Origin of the sequence: Pseudomonas sp. Irchel s3b2 (assembly GCF_900187445.1) — a bacterium.
In the GTDB taxonomy this organism is placed as follows: Bacteria; Pseudomonadota; Gammaproteobacteria; order Pseudomonadales; family Pseudomonadaceae; genus Aquipseudomonas.
In genome coordinates, this window is the sequence record NZ_FYEB01000001.1 from 867405 (window position 1) to 892457 (window position 25053).

Annotated in this window: 27 protein-coding genes; 24 read left to right on the forward strand and 3 right to left on the reverse strand. The window is 59.5% G+C overall.

Annotated features, from left to right (window positions below):
• Positions 1-22 precede the first annotated feature (22 nt).
• From fliL to flhB, 8 genes are all read left to right on the forward strand, one after another.
• Entirely contained in the window at positions 23-523 is a 501-nt protein-coding gene (fliL, locus tag CKW20_RS04040; protein ID WP_095051764.1) for a flagellar basal body-associated protein FliL, read from the forward strand.
• A 9-nt stretch (positions 524-532) separates the two neighbouring features.
• Complete coding sequence (fliM, locus tag CKW20_RS04045; protein WP_030130547.1) at positions 533-1501, forward strand: flagellar motor switch protein FliM; 969 nt, start codon at positions 533-535, stop codon at positions 1499-1501.
• A 64-nt stretch (positions 1502-1565) separates the two neighbouring features.
• On the forward strand, positions 1566-2024 hold the full coding sequence (gene fliN / locus CKW20_RS04050) for a flagellar motor switch protein FliN (protein WP_095052254.1): 459 nt from the start codon (positions 1566-1568) through the stop codon (positions 2022-2024).
• Between the two features lie 12 nt (positions 2025-2036).
• Positions 2037-2489 carry a flagellar biosynthetic protein FliO gene (fliO, locus tag CKW20_RS04055; protein ID WP_095052255.1) on the forward strand — a complete coding sequence of 151 codons (453 nt, stop codon included), beginning with the start codon at positions 2037-2039 and terminating at the stop codon, positions 2487-2489.
• A complete protein-coding gene (gene fliP, locus CKW20_RS04060) occupies positions 2489-3247 on the forward strand; it encodes a flagellar type III secretion system pore protein FliP (RefSeq protein ID WP_095051765.1) in 759 nt (252 codons plus the stop codon). The genes fliO and fliP overlap by 1 nt, the downstream gene beginning before the upstream one ends.
• Positions 3244-3513, forward strand: coding sequence for a flagellar biosynthesis protein FliQ (gene fliQ / locus CKW20_RS04065; protein WP_030130551.1), 270 nt, complete (start codon positions 3244-3246; stop codon positions 3511-3513). The genes fliP and fliQ overlap by 4 nt, the downstream gene beginning before the upstream one ends.
• A 3-nt stretch (positions 3514-3516) precedes the next feature.
• The gene (gene fliR / locus CKW20_RS04070; RefSeq protein ID WP_095051766.1) at positions 3517-4299 is read left to right on the forward strand and encodes a flagellar biosynthetic protein FliR; all 783 of its coding nucleotides are present in this window, start codon (positions 3517-3519) and stop codon (positions 4297-4299) included.
• 3 nt (positions 4300-4302) lie between these two features.
• Positions 4303-5439, forward strand: a complete 1137-nt coding sequence (gene flhB, locus CKW20_RS04075) for a flagellar biosynthesis protein FlhB (RefSeq protein WP_095051767.1) — start codon at positions 4303-4305, stop codon at positions 5437-5439.
• 52 nt (positions 5440-5491) lie between these two features.
• Here flhB and CKW20_RS04080 read toward each other — a convergent pair whose 3' ends face one another.
• Positions 5492-6592 carry an RHS repeat-associated core domain-containing protein gene (locus CKW20_RS04080; protein ID WP_095051768.1) on the reverse strand — a complete coding sequence of 367 codons (1101 nt, stop codon included), beginning with the start codon at positions 6590-6592 and terminating at the stop codon, positions 5492-5494.
• A gap of 437 nt (positions 6593-7029) precedes the next feature.
• On the opposite strand from CKW20_RS04080, the gene flhA reads away from it, so the two are divergent.
• The 14 genes from flhA to CKW20_RS04150 all read left to right on the forward strand — a co-directional run bounded on the left by flhA (position 7030) and on the right by CKW20_RS04150 (position 21433).
• Entirely contained in the window at positions 7030-9159 is a 2130-nt protein-coding gene (flhA, locus tag CKW20_RS04085; RefSeq protein ID WP_095051769.1) for a flagellar biosynthesis protein FlhA, read from the forward strand.
• 11 nt (positions 9160-9170) lie between these two features.
• A complete protein-coding gene (gene flhF / locus CKW20_RS04090; RefSeq protein ID WP_095051770.1) occupies positions 9171-10496 on the forward strand; it encodes a flagellar biosynthesis protein FlhF in 1326 nt (441 codons plus the stop codon).
• Positions 10497-10612: 116 nt separating this feature from the next.
• Positions 10613-11443, forward strand: a complete 831-nt coding sequence (gene fleN, locus CKW20_RS04095) for a flagellar synthesis regulator FleN (protein ID WP_003222917.1) — start codon at positions 10613-10615, stop codon at positions 11441-11443.
• The gene (gene fliA, locus CKW20_RS04100) at positions 11440-12180 is read left to right on the forward strand and encodes an RNA polymerase sigma factor FliA (protein WP_095051771.1); all 741 of its coding nucleotides are present in this window, start codon (positions 11440-11442) and stop codon (positions 12178-12180) included. The genes fleN and fliA overlap by 4 nt, the downstream gene beginning before the upstream one ends.
• Before the next feature lie 168 nt (positions 12181-12348).
• Positions 12349-12720 carry a chemotaxis response regulator CheY gene (locus CKW20_RS04105; RefSeq protein WP_008072643.1) on the forward strand — a complete coding sequence of 124 codons (372 nt, stop codon included), beginning with the start codon at positions 12349-12351 and terminating at the stop codon, positions 12718-12720.
• A gap of 30 nt (positions 12721-12750) precedes the next feature.
• On the forward strand, positions 12751-13539 hold the full coding sequence (locus CKW20_RS04110) for a protein phosphatase CheZ (protein ID WP_095051772.1): 789 nt from the start codon (positions 12751-12753) through the stop codon (positions 13537-13539).
• A gap of 53 nt (positions 13540-13592) precedes the next feature.
• On the forward strand, positions 13593-15824 hold the full coding sequence (locus CKW20_RS04115) for a chemotaxis protein CheA (RefSeq protein WP_095051773.1): 2232 nt from the start codon (positions 13593-13595) through the stop codon (positions 15822-15824).
• 49 nt (positions 15825-15873) lie between these two features.
• Positions 15874-17001: a chemotaxis response regulator protein-glutamate methylesterase gene (locus CKW20_RS04120; protein WP_095051774.1), complete on the forward strand. Its 1128-nt coding sequence runs from the start codon at positions 15874-15876 to the stop codon at positions 16999-17001.
• Complete coding sequence (locus CKW20_RS04125) at positions 17001-17741, forward strand: flagellar motor protein (protein WP_095051775.1); 741 nt, start codon at positions 17001-17003, stop codon at positions 17739-17741. The genes CKW20_RS04120 and CKW20_RS04125 overlap by 1 nt, the downstream gene beginning before the upstream one ends.
• A gap of 15 nt (positions 17742-17756) precedes the next feature.
• Positions 17757-18650, forward strand: a complete 894-nt coding sequence (gene motD / locus CKW20_RS04130) for a flagellar motor protein MotD (RefSeq protein ID WP_095051776.1) — start codon at positions 17757-17759, stop codon at positions 18648-18650.
• 43 nt (positions 18651-18693) lie between these two features.
• Positions 18694-19482: a ParA family protein gene (locus CKW20_RS04135; RefSeq protein WP_030130563.1), complete on the forward strand. Its 789-nt coding sequence runs from the start codon at positions 18694-18696 to the stop codon at positions 19480-19482.
• A 117-nt stretch (positions 19483-19599) separates the two neighbouring features.
• A complete protein-coding gene (locus CKW20_RS04140) occupies positions 19600-20466 on the forward strand; it encodes a CheW domain-containing protein (protein WP_095051777.1) in 867 nt (288 codons plus the stop codon).
• A gap of 88 nt (positions 20467-20554) precedes the next feature.
• Positions 20555-21040, forward strand: a complete 486-nt coding sequence (locus CKW20_RS04145) for a chemotaxis protein CheW (protein WP_007894224.1) — start codon at positions 20555-20557, stop codon at positions 21038-21040.
• Complete coding sequence (locus CKW20_RS04150) at positions 21041-21433, forward strand: DUF2802 domain-containing protein (protein WP_095051778.1); 393 nt, start codon at positions 21041-21043, stop codon at positions 21431-21433. It begins immediately after the preceding gene.
• Positions 21434-21602: 169 nt separating this feature from the next.
• On the opposite strand, the gene CKW20_RS04155 is transcribed toward CKW20_RS04150, so the two are convergent.
• On the reverse strand, positions 21603-21932 hold the full coding sequence (locus CKW20_RS04155) for an EscU/YscU/HrcU family type III secretion system export apparatus switch protein (RefSeq protein ID WP_095051779.1): 330 nt from the start codon (positions 21930-21932) through the stop codon (positions 21603-21605).
• A complete protein-coding gene (locus CKW20_RS04160; RefSeq protein ID WP_095051780.1) occupies positions 21929-23503 on the reverse strand; it encodes a flagellar hook-length control protein FliK in 1575 nt (524 codons plus the stop codon). Before CKW20_RS04160 ends, CKW20_RS04155 begins: the two co-directional genes overlap by 4 nt.
• A 198-nt stretch (positions 23504-23701) precedes the next feature.
• Between CKW20_RS04160 and ccmA the strand changes: the two genes are divergently transcribed.
• Complete coding sequence (gene ccmA / locus CKW20_RS04165) at positions 23702-24337, forward strand: cytochrome c biogenesis heme-transporting ATPase CcmA (RefSeq protein WP_095051781.1); 636 nt, start codon at positions 23702-23704, stop codon at positions 24335-24337.
• A complete protein-coding gene (gene ccmB, locus CKW20_RS04170) occupies positions 24334-25002 on the forward strand; it encodes a heme exporter protein CcmB (RefSeq protein WP_008072659.1) in 669 nt (222 codons plus the stop codon). Before ccmA ends, ccmB begins: the two co-directional genes overlap by 4 nt.
• Positions 25003-25053 lie beyond the last annotated feature (51 nt).

The following is a 25053-nucleotide window of genomic DNA, read 5'->3' on the forward strand; positions in this document are numbered from 1 at the left end:
CGAATAGTGACGGATTATTGGCATGGCGAAGAACGAAGCAGTAGTAAAAGACCCCGCAACCAAAGGCAAAATCAAGCTGATCATTGTGATTGTCGTGGCCCTGCTGCTGGCGATTGGCTTGTCCGTGGGGGCGACCTGGTTCTTCATGCACGGCGCCCAGAGCAAGCCTGCCGCTGCGGCTGAAACCGCTGTGGTCGGCAAGCAGCCGGCAATCTTCGAGGCCATGGCGCCGGCCTTCGTCGCCAACTACACCCAGAACGGCCGTCAGCGCTACATGCAGGTGAGCATCACTATGCAGGGTCGCAATCAGGCCGATCTGGAAGCACTCAAAGTCCACATGCCGGTGATCCGCAATAACCTGGTCATGCTGTTTTCCGGTCAGGATTTCGCCACGCTGGCGACCCCGGTCGGCCAGGAAATGTTGCGTCAGAAGGCCACGGCCAGCGTCCAGGAAGTGGCTCAGAAAGAGCTTGGCAAAGTGGTGATCGAACAGTTGCTTTTCACTAATTTCGTACTGCAGTAGGAACACGACATGGCCGTGCAGGACCTGCTGTCCCAGGATGAGATCGATGCGCTGTTGCATGGCGTCGACGATGGTCTGGTACAGACCGATACCGCCGCCGAACCCGGCAGCGTCAAAAGCTATGACCTGACCAGCCAGGATCGCATCGTCCGTGGACGCATGCCGACCCTGGAAATGATCAACGAGCGTTTCGCCCGCTACACCCGCATCAGCATGTTCAACATGCTGCGCCGCTCGGCGGACGTTGCCGTCGGTGGCGTGCAGGTGATGAAGTTCGGCGAATACGTGCACTCGCTGTACGTGCCGACCAGCCTCAACCTGGTCAAGATCAAACCATTGCGCGGCACTGCGCTATTCATCCTCGACGCCAAACTGGTGTTCAAACTGGTGGACAACTTCTTCGGCGGCGACGGCCGTCACGCGAAAATCGAAGGGCGTGAATTCACCCCGACCGAACTGCGTGTGGTGCGCATGGTGCTGGAGCAGGCCTTCGTCGATTTGAAAGAAGCGTGGCAGGCAATCATGGAAGTGAACTTCGAGTACATCAACTCGGAAGTGAACCCGGCCATGGCCAACATCGTAGGCCCGAGCGAAGCCATTGTGGTGTCGACGTTTCACATCGAACTCGATGGCGGTGGCGGCGACCTGCACGTGACCATGCCGTACTCGATGATCGAGCCGGTGCGCGAAATGCTCGACGCCGGCTTTCAGTCCGACCTCGATGACCAGGACGAGCGCTGGGTCAACGCCCTGCGTCAGGACGTTCTGGATGTCGATGTGCCGATCGGTGCCACGGTTGCCCGCCGCCAGTTGAAGCTGCGCGACATCCTGCACATGCAACCGGGGGACATTATCCCGGTGGAAATGCCGGAAGACATGATCATGCGCGCCAACGGCGTGCCGGCCTTCAAGGTCAAGATGGGTTCGCACAAAGGCAACCTCGCGTTGCAGGTGATCGAGCCGATCGAGCGCCGCTGACCGGCGCTCCCCTCCCTTTTAATTGACTGCTCTTGATTGAGCAGGTGCCCGCCGAGGACAAATGATGAATGACGATATGAATGCCCAGGACGACCAGGCGCTGGCCGATGAATGGGCTGCAGCCCTGCAAGAAACCGGTGATGCCGGGCAGGACGATATCGATGCCTTGCTGGCCGCCGACGCCGCCGGTTCGCCGTCCAACCGTCTGCCGATGGAAGAGTTCGGCAGCGTGCCGAGGAACAACGATCCGGTGACGCTGGATGGTCCGAATCTGGACGTGATCCTCGACATTCCGGTGTCGATTTCCATGGAAGTCGGCAGCACCGACATCAACATCCGCAACTTGCTGCAACTCAACCAGGGTTCGGTGATCGAGCTCGATCGTCTGGCCGGCGAGCCGCTGGACGTGCTGGTCAACGGCACGCTCATCGCCCACGGTGAAGTGGTGGTGGTCAACGAAAAGTTCGGCATCCGCCTGACCGACGTGATCAGCCCAAGCGAACGCATCAAGAAGCTGCGCTGAGTGAAAAGGGTTCTGGGAAGAGTGCTTGGGCTAGCGCTTGGGTTAGCGCTGGCCTTGTCGTTCAGCGTACTGGCGGCCGAACCGGCTGCGACAGCGGCCGCCGTGCCGGCCGTCAGCGGCGGTGTGGCGGGGCAGTTGACGCAATTGGTATTCGGCTTGCTGCTGGTGCTGGGGTTGATCTTCTTCCTCGCCTGGTTGCTGCGCCGGGTCCAGCAGGCCGGGCCGGCGGGCAAGGGGCAGGTGATCGAGCTGATCGGTTCGCGCGCCTTGGGTCCTCGTGATCGTTTGATGCTGGTGCAGGTCGGCAGCGAGCAGATCCTGCTCGGTCTCAGCCCCGGTACCATCACCGCGCTGCATGTGCTCAAGGAGCCGGTGCCGGTGCCCGCCACTACCGAGAAAGCGACCCCGGAGTTTGCTCAGCATCTGTTGAAGATGCTCGGCAAGGATCAGAAGGATAAGAAGTAATGGGTGCGCTACGCATCGTCTTGACGCTGGCCCTGATGCTGGTCGCGCCGCTGGCGTTCGCCGCCGATCCGTTGTCGATCCCGGCGATCACCTTGGGCACCAACGCCGAAGGCGCTCAGGAATACTCGGTCAGCCTGCAAATCCTGCTGATCATGACCGCGCTGAGTTTCATCCCGGCGTTCGTCATGCTGATGACCAGTTTCACCCGGATCATCATCGTTTTTTCGATCCTGCGTCAGGCCCTGGGCTTGCAGCAGACACCGTCGAACCAGATCCTTACCGGCATGGCGCTGTTCCTGACCATGTTCATCATGGCGCCGGTGTTCGATCGGGTGAATCAGGATGCCTTGCAGCCGTACCTGGCGGAGAAACTCACCGCGCAGGATGCCGTGACCAAGGCGCAGGTGCCGATCAAGGACTTCATGCTGGCGCAGACTCGCAGCAGCGATCTGGAGCTGTTCATGCGCTTGTCCAAGCGCACCGACATTGCTTCGCCCGATCAGGCGCCGCTGACGATTCTGGTGCCGGCGTTCGTGACCTCGGAGCTTAAAACCGCGTTCCAGATCGGCTTCATGATTTTCATCCCATTCCTGATCATCGATCTGGTCGTGGCCAGCGTGCTGATGGCGATGGGTATGATGATGCTCTCGCCACTGATCATTTCCCTGCCGTTCAAGATCATGCTGTTCGTGCTGGTGGATGGCTGGGCGTTGATCATTGGCACCTTGGCGAGCAGCTTCGGCGGTGTTTCACCATGACGCCGGAAGTTGCCGTAGACATCTTTCGCGAAGCGCTATGGCTGACCACTGTGATGGTCGCCGTACTGGTGATCCCAAGCTTGCTGGTGGGGTTGTTGGTGGCAATGTTCCAGGCGGCTACCCAGATCAACGAACAGACCCTGAGCTTCCTGCCGCGCCTGCTGGTGATGCTGGTGACCCTGATCGTTGCCGGCCCGTGGCTGGTGCAGACTTTCATGGAATATATCCTCCAGCTGTACCACAGCATTCCTCAGGTCATCGGCTGAATCATGTCGCTGCTGCAGTTGACCGATACCCAGATCAGCACCTGGGTGGCGACGTTCATGTTGCCGCTGTTTCGCATCGGCTCGTTGCTGATGGTCATGCCGATTTTCGGCACGACGCTGGTGCCCACGCGCATCCGTTTGTACTTCGCCCTGGCGATCACCTTCGTGATCGCTCCCGGCCTGCCGCCGATGCCGCCAGTCAACGCGCTGGACCTGAGCGCACTGCTGCTGATCGCCGAGCAGATCATCATCGGCGCGGTGTTGGGTTTCTCCTTGCAGTTGTTCTTCCAGGCTTTCGTGGTCGCCGGGCAAATTGTCGCGATCCAGATGGGCATGGGCTTCGCCTCGATGGTCGACCCTACGAACGGCGTGTCAGTGGCGGTGATCGGGCAGTTTTTCACCATGCTGGTGACCCTGCTGTTCCTGTCGATGAACGGCCACTTGGTGGTGTTCGAAGTCCTCACCGAAAGCTTCACCACGCTGCCGGTCGGTGGTGGGTTGATGGTCCATCATTTCTGGGAGCTGGCCGGTAAACTCGGCTGGGTGCTCGGTGCGGCACTGTTGCTGGTGTTGCCGGCGATCACTGCGTTGCTGGTGGTCAACATTGCGTTTGGCGTGATGACCCGGGCGGCGCCGCAGCTGAACATCTTCTCGATCGGCTTCCCGCTGACCCTGGTGCTCGGGCTGTTCATTGTCTGGGTCGGTCTGGCGGACATTCTCAATCAGTATCAACCGCTGGCCTCCGAGGCCTTGCAGTTGTTACGCGAACTGGCACGGGCGCGCTGAGTCATGGCTGAGAGCGAAAGCGGTCAGGACAAAACAGAAGACCCCACGGAGAAACGTAAAAAGGACTCCCGTGAGAAGGGCGAGATTGCACGCTCCAAGGAGCTCAATACGCTGGCGATCATGCTCGCCGGAGCCGGTGCGCTGCTGATTTTTGGTGGTGCATTGGCACAGGACATGATGGAGCTGATGCGGATGAACTTCACGCTGTCGCGGGAAGTGATTCTGGATGAGCGCAACATGGGCACCTTCTTGCTGCACTCGGGACAGATTGCCCTGTTGGCGATTCAACCGGTGATGATCACTTTGCTGTTGGCTGCGTTGCTCGGCCCGATCTCCCTCGGCGGCTGGCTGTTCGCGGCGGGCTCCATGGCGCCCAAGTTCAGTCGCATGAACCCGGGCGCGGGGCTGAAACGGATGTTCTCGGCCAAAGCGTTGGTTGAATTACTCAAGGCTTTGGCGAAGTTTTTCATCGTGTTGTTCGTGGCGTTGGTGGTCTTGTCGTCGGACATCGATGATCTGCTGCGCATCGCCCATGAGCCATTGGACATGGCGATCATTCACAGCCTGCAAGTGGTCGGCTGGAGCACCTTGTGGATGGCTTGCGGGCTGATCCTCATCGCTGCGGTCGACGTGCCGGTGCAGATTTGGGAAAGCCTGAAAAAACTGAAAATGACCAAGCAGGAAGTGCGCGATGAGCACAAGGATCAGGAAGGTAAGCCAGAGGTCAAGCAGCGTATTCGTCAGTTGCAACGCGAGATGTCGCAGCGACGGATGATGGCCGCGATCCCCGAGGCCGACGTGGTCATCACCAACCCGACTCACTATGCGGTGGCACTCAAGTACGACCCGGAAAAGGGTGGGGCGCCGATGCTGGTCGCCAAGGGCAGCGACTTCCTGGCCTTGAAGATTCGTGAAATTGCTGTGGCGAATGAAGTGCTGTTGCTCGAGTCGCCGGCGCTGGCGCGGTCGATTTATTACTCCACTGAACTGGAACAGGAAATTCCGGGTGGGTTGTATCTGGCGGTCGCGCAGGTATTGGCGTATGTCTACCAGATCCGCCAGTACCGCGCGGGCAAGGGCAAGCGTCCGGATCCGCTCCAGGATGATTTGCCGATTCCGCCGGATTTACGACGGGATTAGTGTGGTTTGTTGGCTGAGATGAACAGATCATCAATGCTGATCAGAGGTGTTGTTATTTGAATACCTTGTTTCGAATTCGGGATGCTTCTTCCCGCAGAGCGTGAGCTTCTGGGTGTGAAATTGATTCGAGTCTTTTGTAATATGACTGCGTCAGCGTGTCGTCTGGGGAGATACGGGGGAAGCGAGATAATATATGCGCGTCTTTAGGGTAGAGGTTTAATTTGTTTAAAATGGGTCGAAGTGCTGTTAGTTCGGTTTGTGTTTGAAGGAGGGCGGTTTCGAACTGTGAAGTGTTGTAATGTTTTTTTGTATGGGTTAAAAAATCAAATACGTTAGTTGTGGTTTTGTGGGTTTCAAATCGAAAGGTGTTATATGCCGATATTTCAAGGCTTCCTGTCGGCCTGTAGGGTGTGTTGAAGGAGTACGCAAATTCGGTATCTTGGCTCAGTACCTCGTTACGCGCGTTATTAACCAGTTTATCTGCTCTCCTTTCCAGGTCGCCAATTTTTTTGGATGCTTTGAGTCCTTCTTTCGGCGTGTACCCGCTCTTTGTCCATAAAGCCCTTTGGTTCGGGCCAAACGACGGAACATACGTAGATTTTGTGCCTACGATTCGAGCTATCCATCGTGGGATATGACCGGTAGGATCAGCTTTACCGATAGGATCTCCTAAACAATACGAATATGGATTTAACCCCCCCTCCCCAAACGGACTCCAACTATCCGGACTATTAAACCGCATCAACACCGGATTAAACGCCCGATACCCATTCCCCAACAAATAATGCCCGGTCACCGGATTCGGCCGTTCGCCGTTGAAGCCAAGCAGGCTCAGCAGTCCATCGCTGGCAGGGCGATGGCCATAAGGCGAGTAGGCAATTGGCTGTGATTGAGTGTCGTTGTTGAGGGTATGCAGCACCGAGCGTTGCAGGTCGGTGGCCAGTAGGGTGGTGTCGAGAGCGGTGGCCTTGCGCTGTTGTTGCGCCAACAACTGGGCGTCATGCTGGACGATTGAGTGCGCAATCGCTCCTTGAATTTCAGTCGCCAGGTGGCTTTTGCAGTAGAAGCGGTGACGAACTGGGGTGGACGGCGAGCTGTCGCTGGTCAGTCGATCTAAAGGATCGTAGTGATAGTTGCAGAGCACGGAAAGCATGGGATCATTCCGGTTTTTGAAGAGTGGAGTCTGAGTATCTACACGGGTGCTCAGGTTGGGTACTAGCAGAACTGATAGGGGCGGTGGTCTGTGCAGCAGCCCTGCATGCCTCACGGGCGAGGGCGCGGCTCGATTCGCTCAAGGAGGATTTGCCGATTCCACCGGATTTGTGCCGCGATTCCTGATTGTTGTGTTGGCAATGCTGGCCTCTTCGCGGGCAAGCCTCGCTCCTACGGGGCGGTGGCGTTCCCGAATGCTGTGATCAACGCAAAACCTGAGCGAGGCTTGCCCGCGAAGAGGTCGGCCCAGGCAATACAAATCCCGCAACCAACCCCTCTGTTTCAAACCCCCGGCAAAAGTTGGAAAGCTTCTTGCAGTAGCCGCCCCGAGCCTGCTTCAGGCGTCAAAAGTTTGCTTTAAAGAAACGGGGAAAACCGGTGGATCGCTCTCAGTTAATCAACACTGCACGCACGAACGTTGCCGACCTCAGTCGAGGCAATCTGGGTGTGCCGCTGTTGCTGCTGGTCATGCTGGCCATGATGATGTTGCCGGTGCCGCCGTTCCTGCTGGACGTGTTTTTCACGTTCAACATTGCCTTGTCCATCGTCGTATTGCTGGTCTGCGTGTACGCCTTGCGGCCGCTGGATTTTGCGGTATTCCCGACCATTCTGCTGGTGGCGACGTTGCTGCGACTGGCGCTGAACGTGGCCTCGACACGGGTGGTGATGCTTCACGGTCAGGACGGCCATGCCGCCGCCGGTAAGGTGATCCAGGCCTTCGGTGAGGTGGTGATCGGCGGTAACTATGTGGTCGGTATCGTGGTCTTCGCGATTTTGATGATCATCAACTTCGTCGTGGTGACCAAGGGCGCGGGGCGGATTTCCGAGGTGAGCGCGCGTTTCACCCTCGATGCGATGCCCGGTAAACAGATGGCGATCGATGCCGACTTGAACGCCGGCCTGATCGATCAGAATCAGGCGAAACTGCGCCGGATGGAAGTGGCCCAGGAAGCCGAGTTCTACGGTTCCATGGACGGTGCCAGCAAGTTCGTGCGCGGTGACGCCATTGCCGGTCTGCTGATTCTGTTCATCAACCTGATCGGTGGCATGGCGGTCGGTATTTTCCAGCACGGCATGAGCTTTGGCGATGCCGGTCGGGTGTACGCCTTGTTGACCATCGGTGACGGTTTGGTGGCGCAATTGCCATCACTGCTGTTGTCGACTGCTGCTGCAATCATGGTGACCCGTGCTTCCGGTTCGGAAGACATGGGTAAGCAGATCAACCGTCAGATGTTCGCCTCGCCAAAAGCCTTGGCGGTGGCCGCTGGCTTGATGGCGGTGATGGGCCTGGTGCCGGGCATGCCGCATTTTTCCTTTCTGAGCATGGCAGCCCTGGCGGCTGGCGGCGCTTACCTGTTCTGGAAGAAGCAGAACACAGTCAAGGTTCAGGCCCTGCAAGAGGTCAAGCGTCAGCAGGAACTGTTGCCATCGCCGGCCCGCGCTCAGGAAACCAAAGAGCTTGGCTGGGATGACGTGACCCCGATCGACATGATCGGCCTGGAAGTCGGCTATCGCCTGATTCCGCTGGTGGACCGCAACCAAGGTGGTCAGTTGCTGGCACGGATCAAGGGTGTGCGTAAAAAGCTTTCCCAGGACCTGGGCTTCCTGATGCCGACTGTGCATATCCGTGACAACCTCGACCTGGCGCCAAGCGCCTACCGCCTGACCCTGATGGGCGTGATCCTGGCCGAAGCCGAGATTTACCCGGAGCGCGAATTGGCGATCAACCCGGGGCAGGTCTACGGCACGCTCAACGGCATCACCGCCAAAGATCCGGCTTTCGGTCTGGAGGCGGTCTGGATCGAAATCAGCCAGCGCGCCCAGGCGCAATCCCTCGGTTACACCGTGGTTGATGCCAGTACGGTCGTGGCGACCCACTTGAACCAGATTCTGTACAAGCACTCCAGCGAGCTGATCGGCCACGAAGAAGTCCAGCAACTCATGCAATTGCTGGCCAAAAGCTCACCGAAACTGGCCGAGGAGCTGGTGCCGGGGGTGGTTTCGCTGTCGCAGCTGCTCAAAGTATTGCAAGCGTTGCTGGCCGAACAGGTGCCGGTACGGGACATCCGCAGCATCGCCGAAGCCATCGCGAATAACGCCGCCAAGAGTCAAGATACTGCCGCTTTGGTGGCCGCGGTGCGCGTCGGTGTATCTCGTGCCATCGTGCAAAGCATTGTAGGCACTGAGTCGGAGCTGCCTGTGATCACCTTGGAACCAAGGTTGGAACAAATATTGCTCAATAGTCTTCAGAAGGCAGGACAAGGCTCGGAAGAGGGCGTTCTGCTGGAGCCAAGCATGGCGGAGAAACTGCAACGTTCGTTGATCGAAGCGGCGCAGCGTCAGGAAATGCAAGGTCAACCGGTTATTTTGCTGGTGGCCGGTCCGGTTCGCGCGATGCTCTCGCGATTCGGCCGACTGGCAGTCCCGGGTTTGCATGTGTTGGCTTATCAGGAAATTCCTGACAACAAGCAAGTGACCATCGTTGCGACAGTAGGGCCCAACGGCTGAGGTAGTGGTTTATGCAAGTTAAGCGTTTTTTCGCCGCCGATATGCGTCAGGCCATGAAACTGGTTCGCGATGAGCTGGGCGCCGATGCCGCCATCATCGGCAATCGCCGGATCGCCGGTGGTGTCGAGCTGACGGCTGCGCTGGACTACAAATTGTCGGCGCTGGCCCCGCGTGTTCCGAACATGGAACTCGAGGACGAACTGCGCAAGACCCAGTCGCGGATCGCTACCGCCCAGGCCGAACTGAGCCTGCGTGGCGATGGCGAGAGCGACAAAACCACCAACCGCCAATTGTTCGCCGGCCTGCCGTTGACCGCCGCCGAGCCGCTGATCGAACCGACACTGGCCGAGCCCCGGCGCCCGGCACCCGCGCCTGCCGCAGCGACTGGCGTCGACCCGCGGGCATTCGACTCGATGCGCTTCGAGCTCAACAGCCTGCGTGAACTGATGGAAGTGCAACTGGGCTCGCTGGCCTGGAATCAGCTGCAAGGCAGCCGTCCGGCCCAGGCCAACCTCTGGCGCCGCCTGCAGCGCATCGGTCTGTCCGGCCCGCTGTCACGCGATCTATTGGCGCTGATTACTGAAATTGAAGAACCCCGTCAGGCCTGGCGCATGTTGCTCGCCCACTTGGCGCGGATGATCGCCACCCCGGAAGTCGAGCCACTGGAAGAGGGCGGCGTGATTGCCATGGTCGGCCCGGCCGGCATGGGCAAGACCACCACGCTGGCCAAGCTCGCGGCCCGTTACGTGCTCAAGTACGGCGCGCAGAACATTGCGCTGGTGAGCATGGACAGCTACCGCATCGGCGCTCAGGAACAACTCAAGACTCTGGGCCGCATCCTCAATGTGTCGGTCACCCACATCGACCCGGGCCAGTCGCTGGTGCAGGCAATGGAGCCTTTGCTGCGCAAACGCGTGGTGCTGATCGATACCGCCGGCTTGCAGGCCAGCGATCCGGCACTGCGCATGCAGCTCGAAAGCCTGGCCGGACGCGGCATCAAATCAAAAAATTATCTGGTCTTGGCAACCACCAGCCAGAAACAGGTTCTAACTGCCGCTTATCACAGTTACAAACGTTGCGGCCTTGCCGGCTGCATCCTGACTAAACTGGATGAAACGGCAAGCTTGGGCGAGGTGTTGAGCCTGGCCATCAGTCATGAGTTGCCGGTGGCGTATCTGACCGATGGCCCGCGGATCCCGGATGATTTGCATCTGCCGCGTCGTCACCAGTTGGTCAGTCGCGCCGTTAGCGTGCAAATGCAGGAAGAACCCAGCGAAGAAGCCATGGCTGACATGTTCGCTGATATTTACCACAGCCCGACCAAGCAGGTTGGCTGAGGTATTAATGAACAGTTTTTGTACCTACATCGATGGTCTGCCATGCATTGTTCAGTTGGTGAACGCGCAGCCAGTAATGTGGCCTCCGTCTATGCAAGACAAGGTAAAGAAATAACATGGGCAGCATGCATCCCGTACAGGTGATCGCGGTGACCGGCGGCAAAGGTGGCGTCGGGAAGACTAACGTGTCAGTGAACTTGTCCCTGGCTCTAGCTGAGCTCGGCCGGCGCGTCATGCTGCTGGATGCCGATCTGGGGCTGGCGAACGTCGACGTCCTGCTGGGACTGACACCCAAACGTACCCTGGCCGACGTGATCGAAGGCCGCTGTGAGCTGCGCGACGTGCTGTTGCAAGGGCCTGGCGGTATTCGCATCGTCCCGGCCGCATCCGGCACCCAGAGCATGGTTCATCTGAGCCCGGCCCAGCATGCCGGCCTGATCCAGGCATTCAGTGACATCGGCGACAACCTCGACGTATTGGTGATCGACACCGCTGCGGGCATTGGTGACTCGGTGGTCAGTTTCGTACGCGCAGCGCAAGAAGTACTGCTGGTGGTGTGCGACGAGCCGACCTCGATCACCGACGCCTACGCGCTGATCAAACTGCTGAATCGCGACTACGGCATGAATCGCTTCCGCGTCCTGGCCAACATGGCCCAGAGCCCGCAAGAAGGCCGCAACCTGTTCGCCAAGTTGACCAAGGTCACGGATCGTTTCCTCGACGTCGCCTTGCAATACGTCGGTGCGGTGCCTTACGACGAAAGCGTGCGCAAGGCTGTGCAGAAGCAACGTGCCGTCTACGAAGCCTTCCCGCGTTCCAAGTGCGCCCTGGCGTTCAAGGCCATTGCACAGAAGGTCGATACCTGGCCGCTGCCGGCCAACCCGCGTGGGCATCTGGAGTTTTTCGTCGAGCGCCTCGTGCAACAGACCGCAGGACCCGTTCTATGACAGCCAGCGGTTACAACCTCTACAAGCAGTCGGCACGTGACGCGCAATACGAGCTGATCGAGCGTTACGCGCCACTGGTCAAACGCATTGCCTACCACTTGCTGGCGCGTTTGCCGGCCAGTGTCCAGGTCGAAGACCTGATCCAGGCCGGGATGATCGGCCTGCTTGAAGTTTCCACCAAATACGACGCCAGCAAAGGCGCGAGTTTCGAGACATACGCGGGCATTCGAATCCGCGGCGCGATGCTCGATGAAGTGCGCAAGGGGGATTGGGCGCCACGTTCGGTTCACCGCAATACCCGCATGGTCAGCGACGCGATTCGCTCGATTGAAGCTAAAACCGGTCGTGACGCTAAAGATCATGAGGTTGCGGCCGAACTCCAATTGAGCCTCGACGATTATTACGGGATTTTGAACGACACCTTGGGCAGCCGGTTATTCAGTTTCGACGATCTGTTGCAGGACGGCGAACACGAAGGGCTGCACGAGGATGGCGCCAGTGCTCATCTCGAGCCGTCACGCGATCTGGAAGATGAACGCTTCCAGAAAGCGCTGGCGGACGCGATTGCCAATTTGCCGGAGCGTGAGCGACTGGTGTTGGCGCTGTACTACGACGAAGAGTTGAATCTCAAGGAAATCGGTGAGGTCCTGGGGGTCAGCGAATCGCGGGTCAGCCAGTTACACAGCCAGTGCGCGGCCCGTTTGCGGGGGCGTTTGGGGGAGTGGCGAGCGCGCTGACAGGCAGTGTGGGGACACTGCGAACGAGATTGGTACGGCATTTTGCTGTACCCGTCACGGCCCGTTGTAATCCATACAACTGTTGAGTGTTACGCCGAATTGATTGAACGGCGCGTTCAGGTGCTGCGCGCGTTTTAAGACTGCTTGGAGGTCGAATTGGACAAGAATATGAAAATCCTCATCGTTGATGACTTCTCGACGATGCGGCGGATCATAAAAAACCTGTTGCGTGACCTTGGGTTCACCAACACGGTCGAGGCGGATGACGGTATTACCGCGATTCCGGTCCTCAACAGCGGGAGCATCGACTTTCTGGTAACGGACTGGAACATGCCCGGCATGACCGGTATTGATCTGCTGCGCCACGTGCGTGCCGATGAAAAACTCAAACACCTGCCGGTGTTGATGGTCACGGCCGAAGCCAAGCGCGAGCAAATCATCGAAGCCGCTCAGGCGGGTGTGAACGGTTATGTGGTCAAGCCATTCACGGCTCAGGCGTTGAAAGACAAGATTGAAAAGATCTTCGAACGCATCGGTTGATGTGCAAAGCCAGTCCGTCACGGGGGAGCTATGGAGCATAACGAATCTTCACAGGGCGATTTCGAGTCAACCCTGAAAAAACACGCGGTCGAACTGGTCGAGAGCCTTGAAAAAGGCAGGTTCGGCGACGCTGTGCAACTGATCCATGAGCTCAACCAGACCCGTGACCGCGGCCTGTACCAGGAAGTGGGCAAGCTCACCCGCGAGCTGCATAGCGCGATCGTCAATTTCCAGATTGACCCGCACATGCCGCAAGCCGAGGAAGTGTCTCAGATCACGGATGCCACCGAGCGCCTGGGGTATGTGGTCAAGCTTACCGAGGCCGCGGCCAACCGCACCATGGACCTGGTGGAAAACGCCACGCCGCTGATCAACAGCCTGAGCGACGAAGCTCAGGCGCTGAGCACGGATTGGGGACGGTTCATGCGTCGCGAAGTCGGGGCTGAAGAGTTCCGCGAACTGGCTCGGCGGGTCGATGGTTTCCTGACCCGCAGCAGTGAAGACAACCGCATCGTGTCGAGCAACCTCAACGACATTCTGCTGGCTCAGGATTACCAGGACCTCACCGGTCAGGTGATCAAGCGCGTGACCCAATTGGTCACCGAAGTTGAAAGCAACCTGCTCAAGCTCGTGCTCATGGCCAGTCAGGTCGACCGCTTTGCGGGTATCGAACATGACCGTGAAGCGATGCTGGCTGAAAAAGATCCGCAAAAACATCTCTCTCAGGGTGAAGGTCCGCAGATTCATGCCGATAAAAGAGAAGACGTTGTGTCCGGTCAGGACGATGTGGACGATTTGTTATCCAGCCTAGGATTTTAGATTTTTAGCATTTTAGGTTTTTTAGGTTTTTAGACCTCAGGAGCACCCCCTTAATGAGCTTCGGCGCCGATGAAGAGATCCTTCAGGATTTCCTGGTTGAGGCCGGCGAGATTCTAGAGCAACTGTCCGAACAGCTGGTCGAACTTGAAAGCCGACCGGATGATGCGGATTTGCTCAATGCAATTTTTCGCGGTTTTCACACTGTAAAAGGGGGCGCCGGCTTCCTCCAGCTCAACGAACTGGTGGAGTGCTGTCACATCGCCGAGAACGTGTTCGACATCCTGCGCAAGGGTGAACGACGCGTCGACTCGGAACTGATGGACGTGGTTCTTGAAGCACTGGACGCGGTGAACGGCATGTTCAGCGAAGTCCGCGAACGCAGCCCGATCACGGCTGCCGCGCCTGAATTGCTCGCCGCTCTGGCCCGCTTGGCCGAGCCGCAAAGCGCCGATGAGGCGGCACCGGTCGCTGAGGTGGTGCAAGAGCCTGCCGCTGAAAGCGAATCAGGTGACATCACCGATAACGAATTCGAACAACTGCTGGACTCGCTGAACGCCGTCAAGGCCCAGGCTGAGGCGCCTTTGGTTGCTCCGCCTGCCGACGATGCGGCGACAAGCGACGAAATCACCGATGCCGAGTTCGAGTCGTTGCTCGATCAACTGCATGGCAAGGGCCAGTTCGCCGCCGATGCAATAGTCGCAGCGCCCGCCGCACCGGCTGCCCCGAAAGCGGCAGGCGACAGCTCCGACATCACCGACGACGAGTTCGAAGCACTGCTCGACCAACTGCACGGCAAAGGCAACTTTGCAGTCGATGCGCTGGAATCGGCGATTGCTTCGGTGCCGGCCCCGGCTGCGCCAACCGCCGCCGCGGCCGGCAGCGATCTGATCTCCGATCACGAGTTCGAATCGCTGCTCGACGAATTGCACGGCAAAGGCAAATTCACTGAAGTGGGCACAGGTTCTGCTGTTTCTGCAGTAGCAACCCCAGTCGCCAAGGCACCTGTCGCCAAAGCGCCTGAACCAAAAGCCCAAGCGCCCAAGCCTGCTGCCGCTGCTGCACCGGCGCCTGCCCGTGCCCCGGCTGCGCCACCAGCGGAAAAACCGGCCAGCGAAGCGGAGACTACCGTGCGGGTCGATACCGCGCGTCTCGACGAAATCATGAACATGGTCGGCGAGTTGGTACTGGTGCGTAACCGCCTGGTCCGTCTGGGTCTCAACAGCGGCGATGAAGCCATGTCCAAGGCCGTGTCGAACCTCGACGTGGTCACGGCCGACCTGCAAACCGCGGTCATGAAGACCCGGATGCAACCGATCAAGAAAGTCTTCGGGCGCTTCCCGCGCCTGGTTCGCGACCTGGCTCGCCAGCTCAAGAAAGAGATCAACCTGGAACTGGTCGGCGAAGAAACCGACCTCGACAAGAACCTCGTCGAGGCCCTGGCCGACCCGCTGGTCCACCTGGTTCGCAACTCGGTCGACCACGGCATCGAAGAGCCGGCTGATCGCGAAGCGATGGGCAAGCCTCGCAGCGGTAAGGTGATCCTGTCCGCGGAACAGGAAGGCGATCACATCCTGCTGTCCATCTCCGATGATGGCAAAGGTATGGACGCCGATGTTCTGCGCGGTATCGCCGTGAAGAAAGGCCTGATGGACAAGGATGCAGCGGACCGTCTCAGCGAGTCGGATTGCTTCAACCTGATCTTCGCGCCGGGGTTCTCGACCAAGACCGAGATTTCCGACGTCTCCGGGCGCGGCGTGGGCATGGACGTGGTGAAAACCAAGATCGCCCAGCTCAACGGCACCATCAATATCTACTCGACCAAGGGCAAGGGCTCGAAGATCGTCATCAAGGTCCCGTTGACCCTGGCGATCATGCCGACGCTGATGGTCATGCTCGGCAACCAGGCGTTCGCGTTCCCGCTGGTGAACGTCAACGAGATCTTCCACCTCGACCTGTCGCGCACCAACGTGGTGGACGGCCAGGAAGTGGTGATCGTGCGGGACAAGGCGCTGCCCCTGTTCTACCTCAAGCGCTGGCTGGTCAGCTCCGCCGCTCATGAAGAGCAGCGCGAAGGCCATGTGGTGATCCTTTCGGTGGGCACTCAGCGGATCGGCTTCGTCGTCGATCAACTGGTGGGCCAGGAAGAAGTGGTCATCAAGCCATTGGGCAAAATGCTCCAGGGAACCCCGGGCATGTCCGGCGCCACCATCACCGGTGACGGCCGCATTGCGCTGATTCTCGATGTGCCGAGCATGCTCAAGCGTTACGCCGCGCGGCGTATTTGATTCTGCGGGAGCGGGGCGACTGAGCCTCGCCCCGTCTAACGGAGTGTTTATGGCAGTCAAAGTCCTGGTGGTGGACGATTCGGGGTTTTTCCGCCGCCGCGTCTCGGAAATTCTTTCAGCGGATTCGAATATCCAGGTCGTCGGTACGGCGACCAACGGCAAAGAGGCGATCGATCAGGCCCTGGCCCTCAAGCCAGACGTGATCACCATGGACTACGAGATGCCGATGATGGACGGCATCACCGCAGTGCGGCACATCATGCAGCGCTGCCCGACCCCGGTGTTGATGTTCTCCTCGCTGACTCACGAAGGCGCGCGGGTCACCCTCGATGCGCTGGACGCCGGCGCGGTGGACTTCCTGCCGAAGAATTTCGAAGACATCTCCCGTAACCCGGAGAAGGTCAAGCAACTGCTGTGCGAGAAGATTCTGAGCATCTCGCGCAGTAACCGTCGTGTCAGCGCCTACAGCGCCCCGGCCCCGGTGGCTGCGCCAGCCCCGACGCCTGCGCCTTCGAGCGTCAGCAGCTACGGCAGCAGCGCGCCCGCGCGTCCGGCACCGGCACCGATTCCGGCTCGCAGCCATGCATCACCGTCGTCTCCGGCACCGAAACGAAAAGCTTACAAACTGGTCGCCATCGGTACTTCCACCGGTGGCCCGGTTGCCCTGCAACGGGTACTGACGCAGTTGCCGGCCAACTTCCCGGCACCGCTCGTGTTGATCCAGCACATGCCGGCAGCCTTCACCAAGGCCTTCGCCGAGCGTCTGGACAAGCTGTGCCGCATCAGCGTCAAGGAAGCCGAGGATGGCGACATCCTGCGTCCGGGCCTGGCGCTGCTGGCTCCGGGCGGCAAGCAAATGATGATCGATAGCCGTGGCGCGGTGAAAATCCTGCCGGGCGATGAACGTCTGAACTACAAGCCGTGCGTGGACATCACCTTCGGTTCCGCGGCCAAATCCTACGGCGACAAAGTTCTGGCGGTGGTACTGACGGGCATGGGCGCCGACGGTCGCGAAGGCGCGCGTCTGCTCAGGCAGGGCGGCAGTGCGATCTGGGCCCAGGATGAAGCCAGCTGCGTGATCTACGGCATGCCAATGGCAATCGTCAAAGCCGAGCTCGCGGACGCGGTGTACAGCCTGGACGATATCGGCCGGCATCTGGTCGAGGCGTGCCTCTGATGGATGTCCTCAGCCTTATCGGGATCATCATGGCGTTCGTCGCCATCATTGGCGGCAACTACCTTGAAGGCGGTCACCTCGGCGCGCTGGCCAACGGCCCGGCAGCGTTGATCGTGCTCGGCGGGACCATCGGCGCCGCGCTGCTGCAATCGCCGATGAGCGCCTTCAAACGCGCCATGCAGATTCTCGCCTGGATTCTGTTTCCACCGCGCGTGGACCTGGCCGGCGGCATTGATCGCGTAGTGAACTGGAGCCTGACCGCCCGCAAGGAAGGTTTGCTCGGTCTGGAAGGGGTGGCCGACGCCGAACCCGACAGCTATTCACGCAAAGGTCTGCAACTGCTGGTGGACGGCGCTGAGCCGGAAGCGATTCGCAGCATTCTGGAAGTGGATTTCTACACCCAGGAAAGCCGCGACATCGAAGCCGCCAAAGTCTTTGAAAGCATGGGCGGCTACGCGCCGACCATCGGCATCATCGGTGCGGTGATGGGTCTGATCCACGTCATGGGCAACTTGGCCGATCCATCGCAACTGGGCAGCGGCATTGCCGTCGCCTTCGTCGCCACCATCTATGGGGTGGCCAGTGCCAACCTGATGCTGCTGCCGATTGCCGCCAAGCTCAAGTCCATCGCGTTGCGGCAGTCGCGTTATCGCGAGATGTTGCTGGAAGGAATTCTGTCGATCGCCGAAGGTGAAAACCCTCGCTCTATCGAGTTGAAGCTTCAGGGCTTCATGGATTGATGGGGGAAATGGATTATGGCTCGTCGTCGGCAACCTGAAGAACACGTAAACCACGAACGCTGGCTCGTTTCCTATGCCGACTTCATCACCTTGCTGTTCGCTTTTTTCGTGGTGATGTACTCGATTTCTTCGATCAACGAAGGCAAGTACAAGATCATTTCCGAGGCGTTGATCGGAGTGTTTACCGATTCCGACCGCGCCCTCAAGCCGATCCCGATTGGTGACGAGCGACCGAAGACCGTGACCCCGGCCAAGCCACTGGTCAAGGACAGCGAACAGATCGACGCTGGCATCGCCCAGGCCGCCAATGATCCGCTCAAAAGCATTGCCGATGACATCAGCGCGGCGTTCGGCGACTTGATCAGCTCCAACCAGATGACCGTGCGCGGCAATGAGTTGTGGGTCGAGATCGAGCTCAATTCCAGCCTGTTGTTCGGCAGTGGCGATGCCATGCCCAGCGACATCGCGTTCAGCATCATCGACAAGGTCGCTGCGATCCTGAAGCCGTTCGACAACCCGATCCACGTCGAAGGCTTCACCGACGATCAGCCGATCCGCACCGCGCAATACCCGACCAACTGGGAGCTGTCCTCGGCCCGTTCGGCAAGCATCGTGCGCATGCTGGCGATGCAGGGCGTGAACCCCGGTCGTCTGGCGTCGGTGGGTTACGGCGAGTTCCAGCCGGTGGCCAACAACGCCACAGCCGAAGGCCGGGCGCGCAACCGCAGGGTGGTGCTGGTAGTTTCACGCAATCTCGATGTACGCCGCAGCCTCACCGGTACCGGAACCGCCAATGCACAACCGGATGCCGCGTTGAAGCGGGCTGGCACACAAACTGCACCGGCTCCGGTCAAGTCGCCGGGACGAGAGAGTGCCGTCAATTCTCCGTCACCCGCATTAATACGTTGAGCTATTTCTCGGTCGACCTTTTCGACCGGGAGGAACAATCCGAATGAGAGTCTGGGCAGTCGCCAATCAAAAGGGTGGTGTCGGTAAAACCACTTCCTCCATCGCTTTAGCCGGTTTGCTGGCTGAGGCGGGCAAGCGCGTGGTTGTGGTCGATCTCGATCCCCACGGCTCCATGACCAGCTACTTCGGTTACGACCCCGACAGCCTGGAACACAGCAGCTACGACCTGTTTCTGCACAAGGGCAGCGTGCCGCAAGGCTTGCCCGGCCAGTTGCTGATGCCCACCAGTGACGAACGCATTTCCTTGTTGCCATCGAGCACCGCGCTGGCAACCCTTGAGCGCCAGTCGCCGGGCCAGAGTGGTTTGGGCCTGGTGATTGCCAAGAGCCTGGCGCAGTTGTGGCAGGACTTCGATTACGCGGTGATCGACAGCCCGCCGTTGCTCGGCGTGCTGATGGTCAATGCCTTGGCGGCCAGCCAGCAATTGGTGATTCCGGTGCAGACCGAGCACCTGGCGGTCAAAGGCCTGGAACGCATGGTCAACACTTTGGCGATGATCAACCGTTCGCGCAAACAGGCGCTGCCATTCAGCATCGTGCCGACCCTGTTCGACCGCCGCACCCAGGCCTCTCTCGGCACCCTTCGCGTGTTGCGTGACAAGTACCCGGAAGAAATCTGGCAAGGCTACATCCCGATCGACACCCGCTTGCGTGACGCCAGCCGGGCGGGGCTGACGCCTTCGCAATTCGACGGCAAGAGCCGTGGCGTTCTCGCTTACCGCGCACTGCTCAAGCATTTGCTGGCGGCGCAACTTGTTCCGCAGGTGGCGTGAGATGAACCTAGCCCTTGTAGGAGCGAGGCTTGCCCGCGAAGCAGACGCCTCAGTCTTGGCAGCTATACCGAGTTATCGTTCTTCGCGGGCAAGCCTCGCTCCTACAGGGGTGTGCCCGTGAATCGACCGGTGAAGATCACCTCGCGCCCGCAACTGGCCCTCCAATCCTATCTGGACGCCTTGCTGCAGGACGCGACCGAAGCGTTGCCGCCAGAAGCCGAGGCGTTGCCCGAGGTTGTCGAGGTTGAAGCCGCGCTGGATGAGTTCCAGGCTGCCGTGCTTGAAGAACAGGCCCGTGATGCACAGAAACCGGTCGTGGCCGCGGCACCCATCGTTGCGCCAGTGGTGAAAGCACCCGTGGCCGTGATCGAAGCGCCGGCACCGATTCTGGCGCCCGTGTCGACGATTGCACCGCTGCTGCAAGCGTTGGTGCCGCCGGTGGTTGAAGTTCATCTGCCGCCGAGCAATACGCCGCCACCGGTAGAAACCGACGGTCGTCCGGCATGGGCTGCCGAGCCTTTCGAATGCCTGTTGTTCGACGTCGCCGGGTTGACCCTGGCGGTGCCGTTGGTGTGCCTGGGTTCGATTTATTCTTTGGCCGGTCACGAGCTGACGCCGTTGTTCGGTCAGCCGGAATGGTTCCTCGGGATCCTTCCGAGCCAGGCCGGTAATCTGAAAGTGCTGGATACCGCGCGCTGGGTCATGCCGGATCGTTATCGCGATGATTTCCGCCAGGGCCTGCAATACGTTATTTCGGTTCAGGGCTACGAGTGGGGGCTGGCGGTGCATCAGGTCAGCCGCTCATTGCGCCTGAACCCGAACGAAATCAAATGGCGCAGCCATCGGGGTCAACGGCCATGGCTGGCGGGCACGGTGATTGAACACATGTGTGCCTTGCTCGACGTTTCCGCACTGGCCGAGCTGATCGCCAGCGGTGGGGCAAAGCACATGGGCGGCAGCAAGCCGCTACACAAACCGACATAGCTGCCGACATAACAAATATGCGACGGCATTGTTGAATGCCGCCAACAGAACACACACCGCCAGAAGCGGTTTTTCGAGGGGTCAGGGTATGAGTAATCAAGCGACGAATGCAAAGGGTTCTGAAGATCCGATCCTGCAATGGGTAACCTTCAAGCTGGACAACGAAACCTACGGCATCAACGTGATGCGCGTTCAGGAAGTCCTGCGCTACACCGAAATCGCCCCGGTCCCAGGTGCCCCGAGCTACGTACTGGGCATCATCAACCTGCGCGGTAACGTGGTCACCGTGATCGATACCCGTCAGCGCTTCGGCCTGATGAATGCCGAGATCAGCGACAACACCCGGATCGTCATCATCGAAGCCGACAAGCAAGTGGTCGGTATCATGGTCGACAGCGTGGCTGAAGTGGTTTACCTGCGTCAGTCGGAAATCGAGACCGCGCCGAATGTCGGTAACGAAGAGTCCGCCAAGTTCATTCAAGGCGTTTGCAACAAGAACAACGAACTGCTGATCCTGGTCGAGCTGGACAAGATGATGAGCGAAGAAGAATGGTCGGAACTGGAGAGTATCTGATTGATTCTTGAGGTGGCTGTCATTGTCCTGTTCCTCTTCTGGGCAGGCACGCTGGCGATCTTCCTGGCGCACATCCGCGCTCAGCGGCAGATCGCCGTGCAACAGGCCCAGGGCGATGCGCTGCGCGATCAGCGCATCAAGGACCTGGCCAAACGCGTCGACGACTACCAGAACGGCAACGTGCGCATGGGTGAAGACCTGCACGAACTGCGCGCCGTCGTCGGCCCGTTGCCGGATAAACTGGCTCAGTTGGAACAGCGTGATCCGTCGAGCCTTTCATTCGCTCAGGCAGCACGTCTGGTGGGGATGGGGGCGAGCGTCGATGAACTGACTCAGTCTTGCGGGTTGACCCAGGCTGAGGCGGAGTTGATGAGTAAGTTGCACAAGAACTGAGAAGATCAAAAGATCGCAGCCTCGTTTCACTCGTCAGCTCCTACAGGGCTTACACAGTGGAGATCGTTCCCACGCTCTGCGTGGGAATGCCTCTTGGGATGCTCTGCGTTCCGCTGTTGTGTGACGCAGAGCGTCACGGGCTGCATTCCCGCGCAGAGCATGGGAACGATCAGTAGTCATCCCCGCGATCAGTCACATCCTTCTCCAGCATCACCGCCTCCGGATCCTGCCCCTCAGGAAACTTCCCCTTCAGATTCCACGCAAACGCAATGATCTCGGCAATCGTCCGGTACAACTCTTCCGGAATACTCTCCCCCAATTCCATCCGCGCCAGCAATCTCACCAGCTCGGCATTCTCGTAAATCGGCACTTCATAATCGCGGGCAATCTTCAGAATTTCTTCCGCCAGTTCCTCGTCACCTTTGGCCGTGAGGGTAGGGGCGTGGGTGCCGTCGTATTTGAGGGCGATGGCTTGGCGCGGTGCGGTGGATTCGTTCATGCGGTTTCGTCGACCCAGCGTTGTTCGAGGCGGGTTTGAGGGCCTTGTGGCGGTGTGCCGAGGTGGCAATCCAGATCGCCAACGTTCAGGCCTGACGCCAGTAGGCGTTCGCGCAGCCCGGCCAGATTGCTTTCGATCAGGCTCGCGGTGTACGGCCGTTCGGCCCACAGCTGACTGGAGAGGTTGCCTTTGATCAGCTGGGCCTGAATCTGCAACGGCCCTAACGGCTCCATGTCGAACGCCAGATCGACGCGCCACAACTGTTGCTTGGGTTCGCGTTCGTCGCGGCGTTCGTGGTGTTGTTCTTTTTCGGGCGCTTCTTCGCGCTGGAATTTGACCTGCAACGGCACGATGTCTTGCAGGTTGCGCATGGGTATTTCCAACTGCCAGGTGCTGAGCAGGCGACCGTCGTCGGTGATCCCGGTCTGTTCCAGGCTCGACAGTTGATGGCTTTGCAGGCGCGAGACGGCCGCCGCTGCCAAACGCAGCAGGTGCTCCAGATCGCCTTCACCGTCCTGACTTTGCAGCAGACGCTCGGGGAGCGGGAAACTGGTCGGCAATGGTTTGGCGCTGACTTGCCCGAGCATGCCCAGGGCGCTGCGCACGAAACCGGGCAGTGCTTGAGCCAGTGTGTTGGCGGCGATAATGGCGTTGAGATTGGTGTTGGCCGGCAGGCCCGGCGTCAGTTGTGCGATCAGTTTGAGCAGGTCGCCTTTCATGTCAGGTGTCAGCGTCGGGTTTTGTCCGGTCAGCAGTTTCGCCTCGAGGAACAGGCCGCTGTTGGCCAGCGCCTGGGCCAGGCCTTTGGGCGTGCTCAGTTGCTGAACATCTGGCAGGCCGGCGAGCAACTTGTCCACGACAGTGCGTAGGTCGCTGGAGGTCTGATCCGATAGCGGCAGGTTTTGCAGAATTTTGAGCAAGCCATCCAGAGAGCCTTGGCGACTTTGCTGGCTGACCAGTTGTTGCGTCACGGCCAACTGCTCCTGACGGCTGCTTAACGGGACGAACTTCAGCGTCTGGGTGTCCTGCACCAAGGCGCTCAGCAATGTACCGATGCGCAATGGCGTCGGGCTATCGATGCTCAGGGTGCTACCGCTCAGCGCGGTGTTGAGCAGGCTGACCATCGAGCGAAACACCGTCGGCTGGCCCGGCACCTGCGACATCACCTGAGAAGTCAGCACTTTGCCCTGCAACAGGGTGCCGACGGGCAATTGCGCGGTGTCGATGCGGGTGAGGGTGGCGACGCTGGAAGCGATGGCCTGTTGCACCGTGACCGCCAGATTGCCCGCCGATGGCTGGGTGATTGCCAGGCTGGTGCCCTGAGGCAGTGGCTGGGTACTGGTGGCCTGGACCGTGGTCTGGCGGCCGCTGTCGAGGGTGACTTTGAGCAGCAATTGAAAGGTCTGATCCGCCTGCTTGAGCGACAGCACTTCGGCCTTGGCGGTTTGACCGGCCGTGATCAAGCCCTCCATCGGCGTCAGCAACTTGAGCAACTCGCCACTGACCGCCAGCGGACGGGTCGCCGCCGGGGTGGTCTGCGGTAGCGGAAGGATGTTCATTTCGCCTGTCATACGCGGTCACAACCTTCGGAAAATGCACGCTTTAGAGGAGGAGATGGCATGTATAATGCCGCCCACTTGTATACAGGGTGCCGGAAACATTGCAATTATTTGACGCAGCTCTCTAGTTCGGGCCGCCAATACATTTATCCTGCATCTCTTTAACGGCCGCGCCAAAGCCGACTTGAACCGTATAAGGCCCGTGATCTCTTGACCAGTCCTGTCCTGCAAACCGTTGCCCTCGCCTGTGAGCGAGACCTTCGGCTGCTCTTCGAAAATCTCGAATTGAGACTGGCCAGTGGCGAAATGTTGCAAATCAGTGGCCCCAACGGCAGTGGCAAGACCAGTCTTTTACGTTTGCTTTGCGGTTTGATGCACCCGACCGCCGGTCAAGTATTGCTAAACGGCCAGCCACTGCACGAGCAACGCAGCGAACTGGCGCGCAACCTGTTGTGGATCGGCCACGCCGCCGGCATCAAGGACCTGCTGACCCCCGAGGAAAACCTCAGTTGGCTCTGCGCCCTGCATCAACCGGCCTCCCATGAGGCGATCTGGCAGGCGCTGGCGGCTGTGGGGCTGCGCGGTTTCGAGGATGTTCCCTGTCACACCCTGTCTGCCGGCCAGCAACGGCGCGTGGCCTTGGCGCGGTTGTACCTGGACAGTCCGCCGCTGTGGATCCTCGATGAGCCGTTCACCGCGCTGGACAAACAAGGCGTGGCGCAACTCGAAGAACACCTGGCGGCGCATTGCGAGCGGGGCGGCATGGTGGTCCTGACCACGCACCACACCCTGACCCGGATGCCGGCCGGCTACCGCGATATTGATTTGGGGAACTGGGCCGTATGAGTGTTTTCGGCCTGTTGGTCGCCCGCGAGGCACGTTTGCTGTTCCGCCGTCCTGCCGAATTGGCGAATCCGCTGGTGTTCTTCGCCATCGTCGTCTCTTTGTTCCCATTGGCGGTAGGCGCCGGGCCTCAATTGTTGCAAACCTTGTCCCCGGGGCTGGTCTGGGTGGCAGCGCTTTTATCGGTCTTGCTCTCGCTGGACGGGCTTTTCCGCAGTGATTTCGAAGACGGATCGCTTGAGCAGTGGGTCCTTTCGCCGCACCCCCTGCCTATTCTGGTTTTGGCCAAGGTGCTGGCACACTGGGCGTTTTCCGGGCTGGCGCTGGTTTTGCTCGCACCTTTGCTGGCGTTGATGCTCGGTTTGCCGGCCGCCTGTCTGCCGGTGTTGCTGCTTTCTTTATTGCTGGGTACACCGGTGCTGAGCCTGCTCGGTGCGGTGGGCGCGGCGTTGACGGTCGGATTGAAGCGCGGTGGCCTGTTACTGGCGCTGTTGATTCTGCCGCTGTACATCCCGGTGTTGATTCTCGGCAGTGGCGCCTTGCAGGCGGCATTGCAGGGCATGCCGGCGACCGGTTATCTCTTGTGGCTTGGTAGCCTGACCGCCCTGGCGATAACCCTGACACCTTTTGCAATAGCCGCTGGCCTGAAGATCAGCGTCGGCGAATAATGAGGTCTGATCAAATTTTGATCAGTAAAGACCCTTGGTTCTTCAAAGCGA

Bases quoted from the DNA above. Each gene is read 5' to 3' on its own strand.
- fliL (WP_095051764.1), top strand. From the start codon at position 23: ATGGCGAAGAACGAAGCAGTAGTAAAAGACCCCGCAACCAAAGGCAAA.
- fliM (WP_030130547.1), top strand. From the start codon at position 533: ATGGCCGTGCAGGACCTGCTGTCCCAGGATGAGATCGATGCGCTGTTG.
- fliN (WP_095052254.1), top strand. From the start codon at position 1,566: ATGAATGACGATATGAATGCCCAGGACGACCAGGCGCTGGCCGATGAA.
- fliP (WP_095051765.1), top strand. From the start codon at position 2,489: ATGGGTGCGCTACGCATCGTCTTGACGCTGGCCCTGATGCTGGTCGCG.
- fliQ (WP_030130551.1), top strand. From the start codon at position 3,244: ATGACGCCGGAAGTTGCCGTAGACATCTTTCGCGAAGCGCTATGGCTG.
- fliR (WP_095051766.1), top strand. From the start codon at position 3,517: ATGTCGCTGCTGCAGTTGACCGATACCCAGATCAGCACCTGGGTGGCG.
- flhB (WP_095051767.1), top strand. From the start codon at position 4,303: ATGGCTGAGAGCGAAAGCGGTCAGGACAAAACAGAAGACCCCACGGAG.
- CKW20_RS04080 (WP_095051768.1), bottom strand. From the start codon at position 6,592: ATGCTTTCCGTGCTCTGCAACTATCACTACGATCCTTTAGATCGACTG.
- flhF (WP_095051770.1), top strand. From the start codon at position 9,171: ATGCAAGTTAAGCGTTTTTTCGCCGCCGATATGCGTCAGGCCATGAAA.
- fleN (WP_003222917.1), top strand. From the start codon at position 10,613: ATGGGCAGCATGCATCCCGTACAGGTGATCGCGGTGACCGGCGGCAAA.
- fliA (WP_095051771.1), top strand. From the start codon at position 11,440: ATGACAGCCAGCGGTTACAACCTCTACAAGCAGTCGGCACGTGACGCG.
- CKW20_RS04105 (WP_008072643.1), top strand. From the start codon at position 12,349: ATGAAAATCCTCATCGTTGATGACTTCTCGACGATGCGGCGGATCATA.
- CKW20_RS04110 (WP_095051772.1), top strand. From the start codon at position 12,751: ATGGAGCATAACGAATCTTCACAGGGCGATTTCGAGTCAACCCTGAAA.
- CKW20_RS04115 (WP_095051773.1), top strand. From the start codon at position 13,593: ATGAGCTTCGGCGCCGATGAAGAGATCCTTCAGGATTTCCTGGTTGAG.
- CKW20_RS04120 (WP_095051774.1), top strand. From the start codon at position 15,874: ATGGCAGTCAAAGTCCTGGTGGTGGACGATTCGGGGTTTTTCCGCCGC.
- CKW20_RS04125 (WP_095051775.1), top strand. From the start codon at position 17,001: ATGGATGTCCTCAGCCTTATCGGGATCATCATGGCGTTCGTCGCCATC.
- motD (WP_095051776.1), top strand. From the start codon at position 17,757: ATGGCTCGTCGTCGGCAACCTGAAGAACACGTAAACCACGAACGCTGG.
- CKW20_RS04135 (WP_030130563.1), top strand. From the start codon at position 18,694: ATGAGAGTCTGGGCAGTCGCCAATCAAAAGGGTGGTGTCGGTAAAACC.
- CKW20_RS04145 (WP_007894224.1), top strand. From the start codon at position 20,555: ATGAGTAATCAAGCGACGAATGCAAAGGGTTCTGAAGATCCGATCCTG.
- CKW20_RS04155 (WP_095051779.1), bottom strand. From the start codon at position 21,932: ATGAACGAATCCACCGCACCGCGCCAAGCCATCGCCCTCAAATACGAC.
- CKW20_RS04160 (WP_095051780.1), bottom strand. From the start codon at position 23,503: ATGACAGGCGAAATGAACATCCTTCCGCTACCGCAGACCACCCCGGCG.
- ccmB (WP_008072659.1), top strand. From the start codon at position 24,334: ATGAGTGTTTTCGGCCTGTTGGTCGCCCGCGAGGCACGTTTGCTGTTC.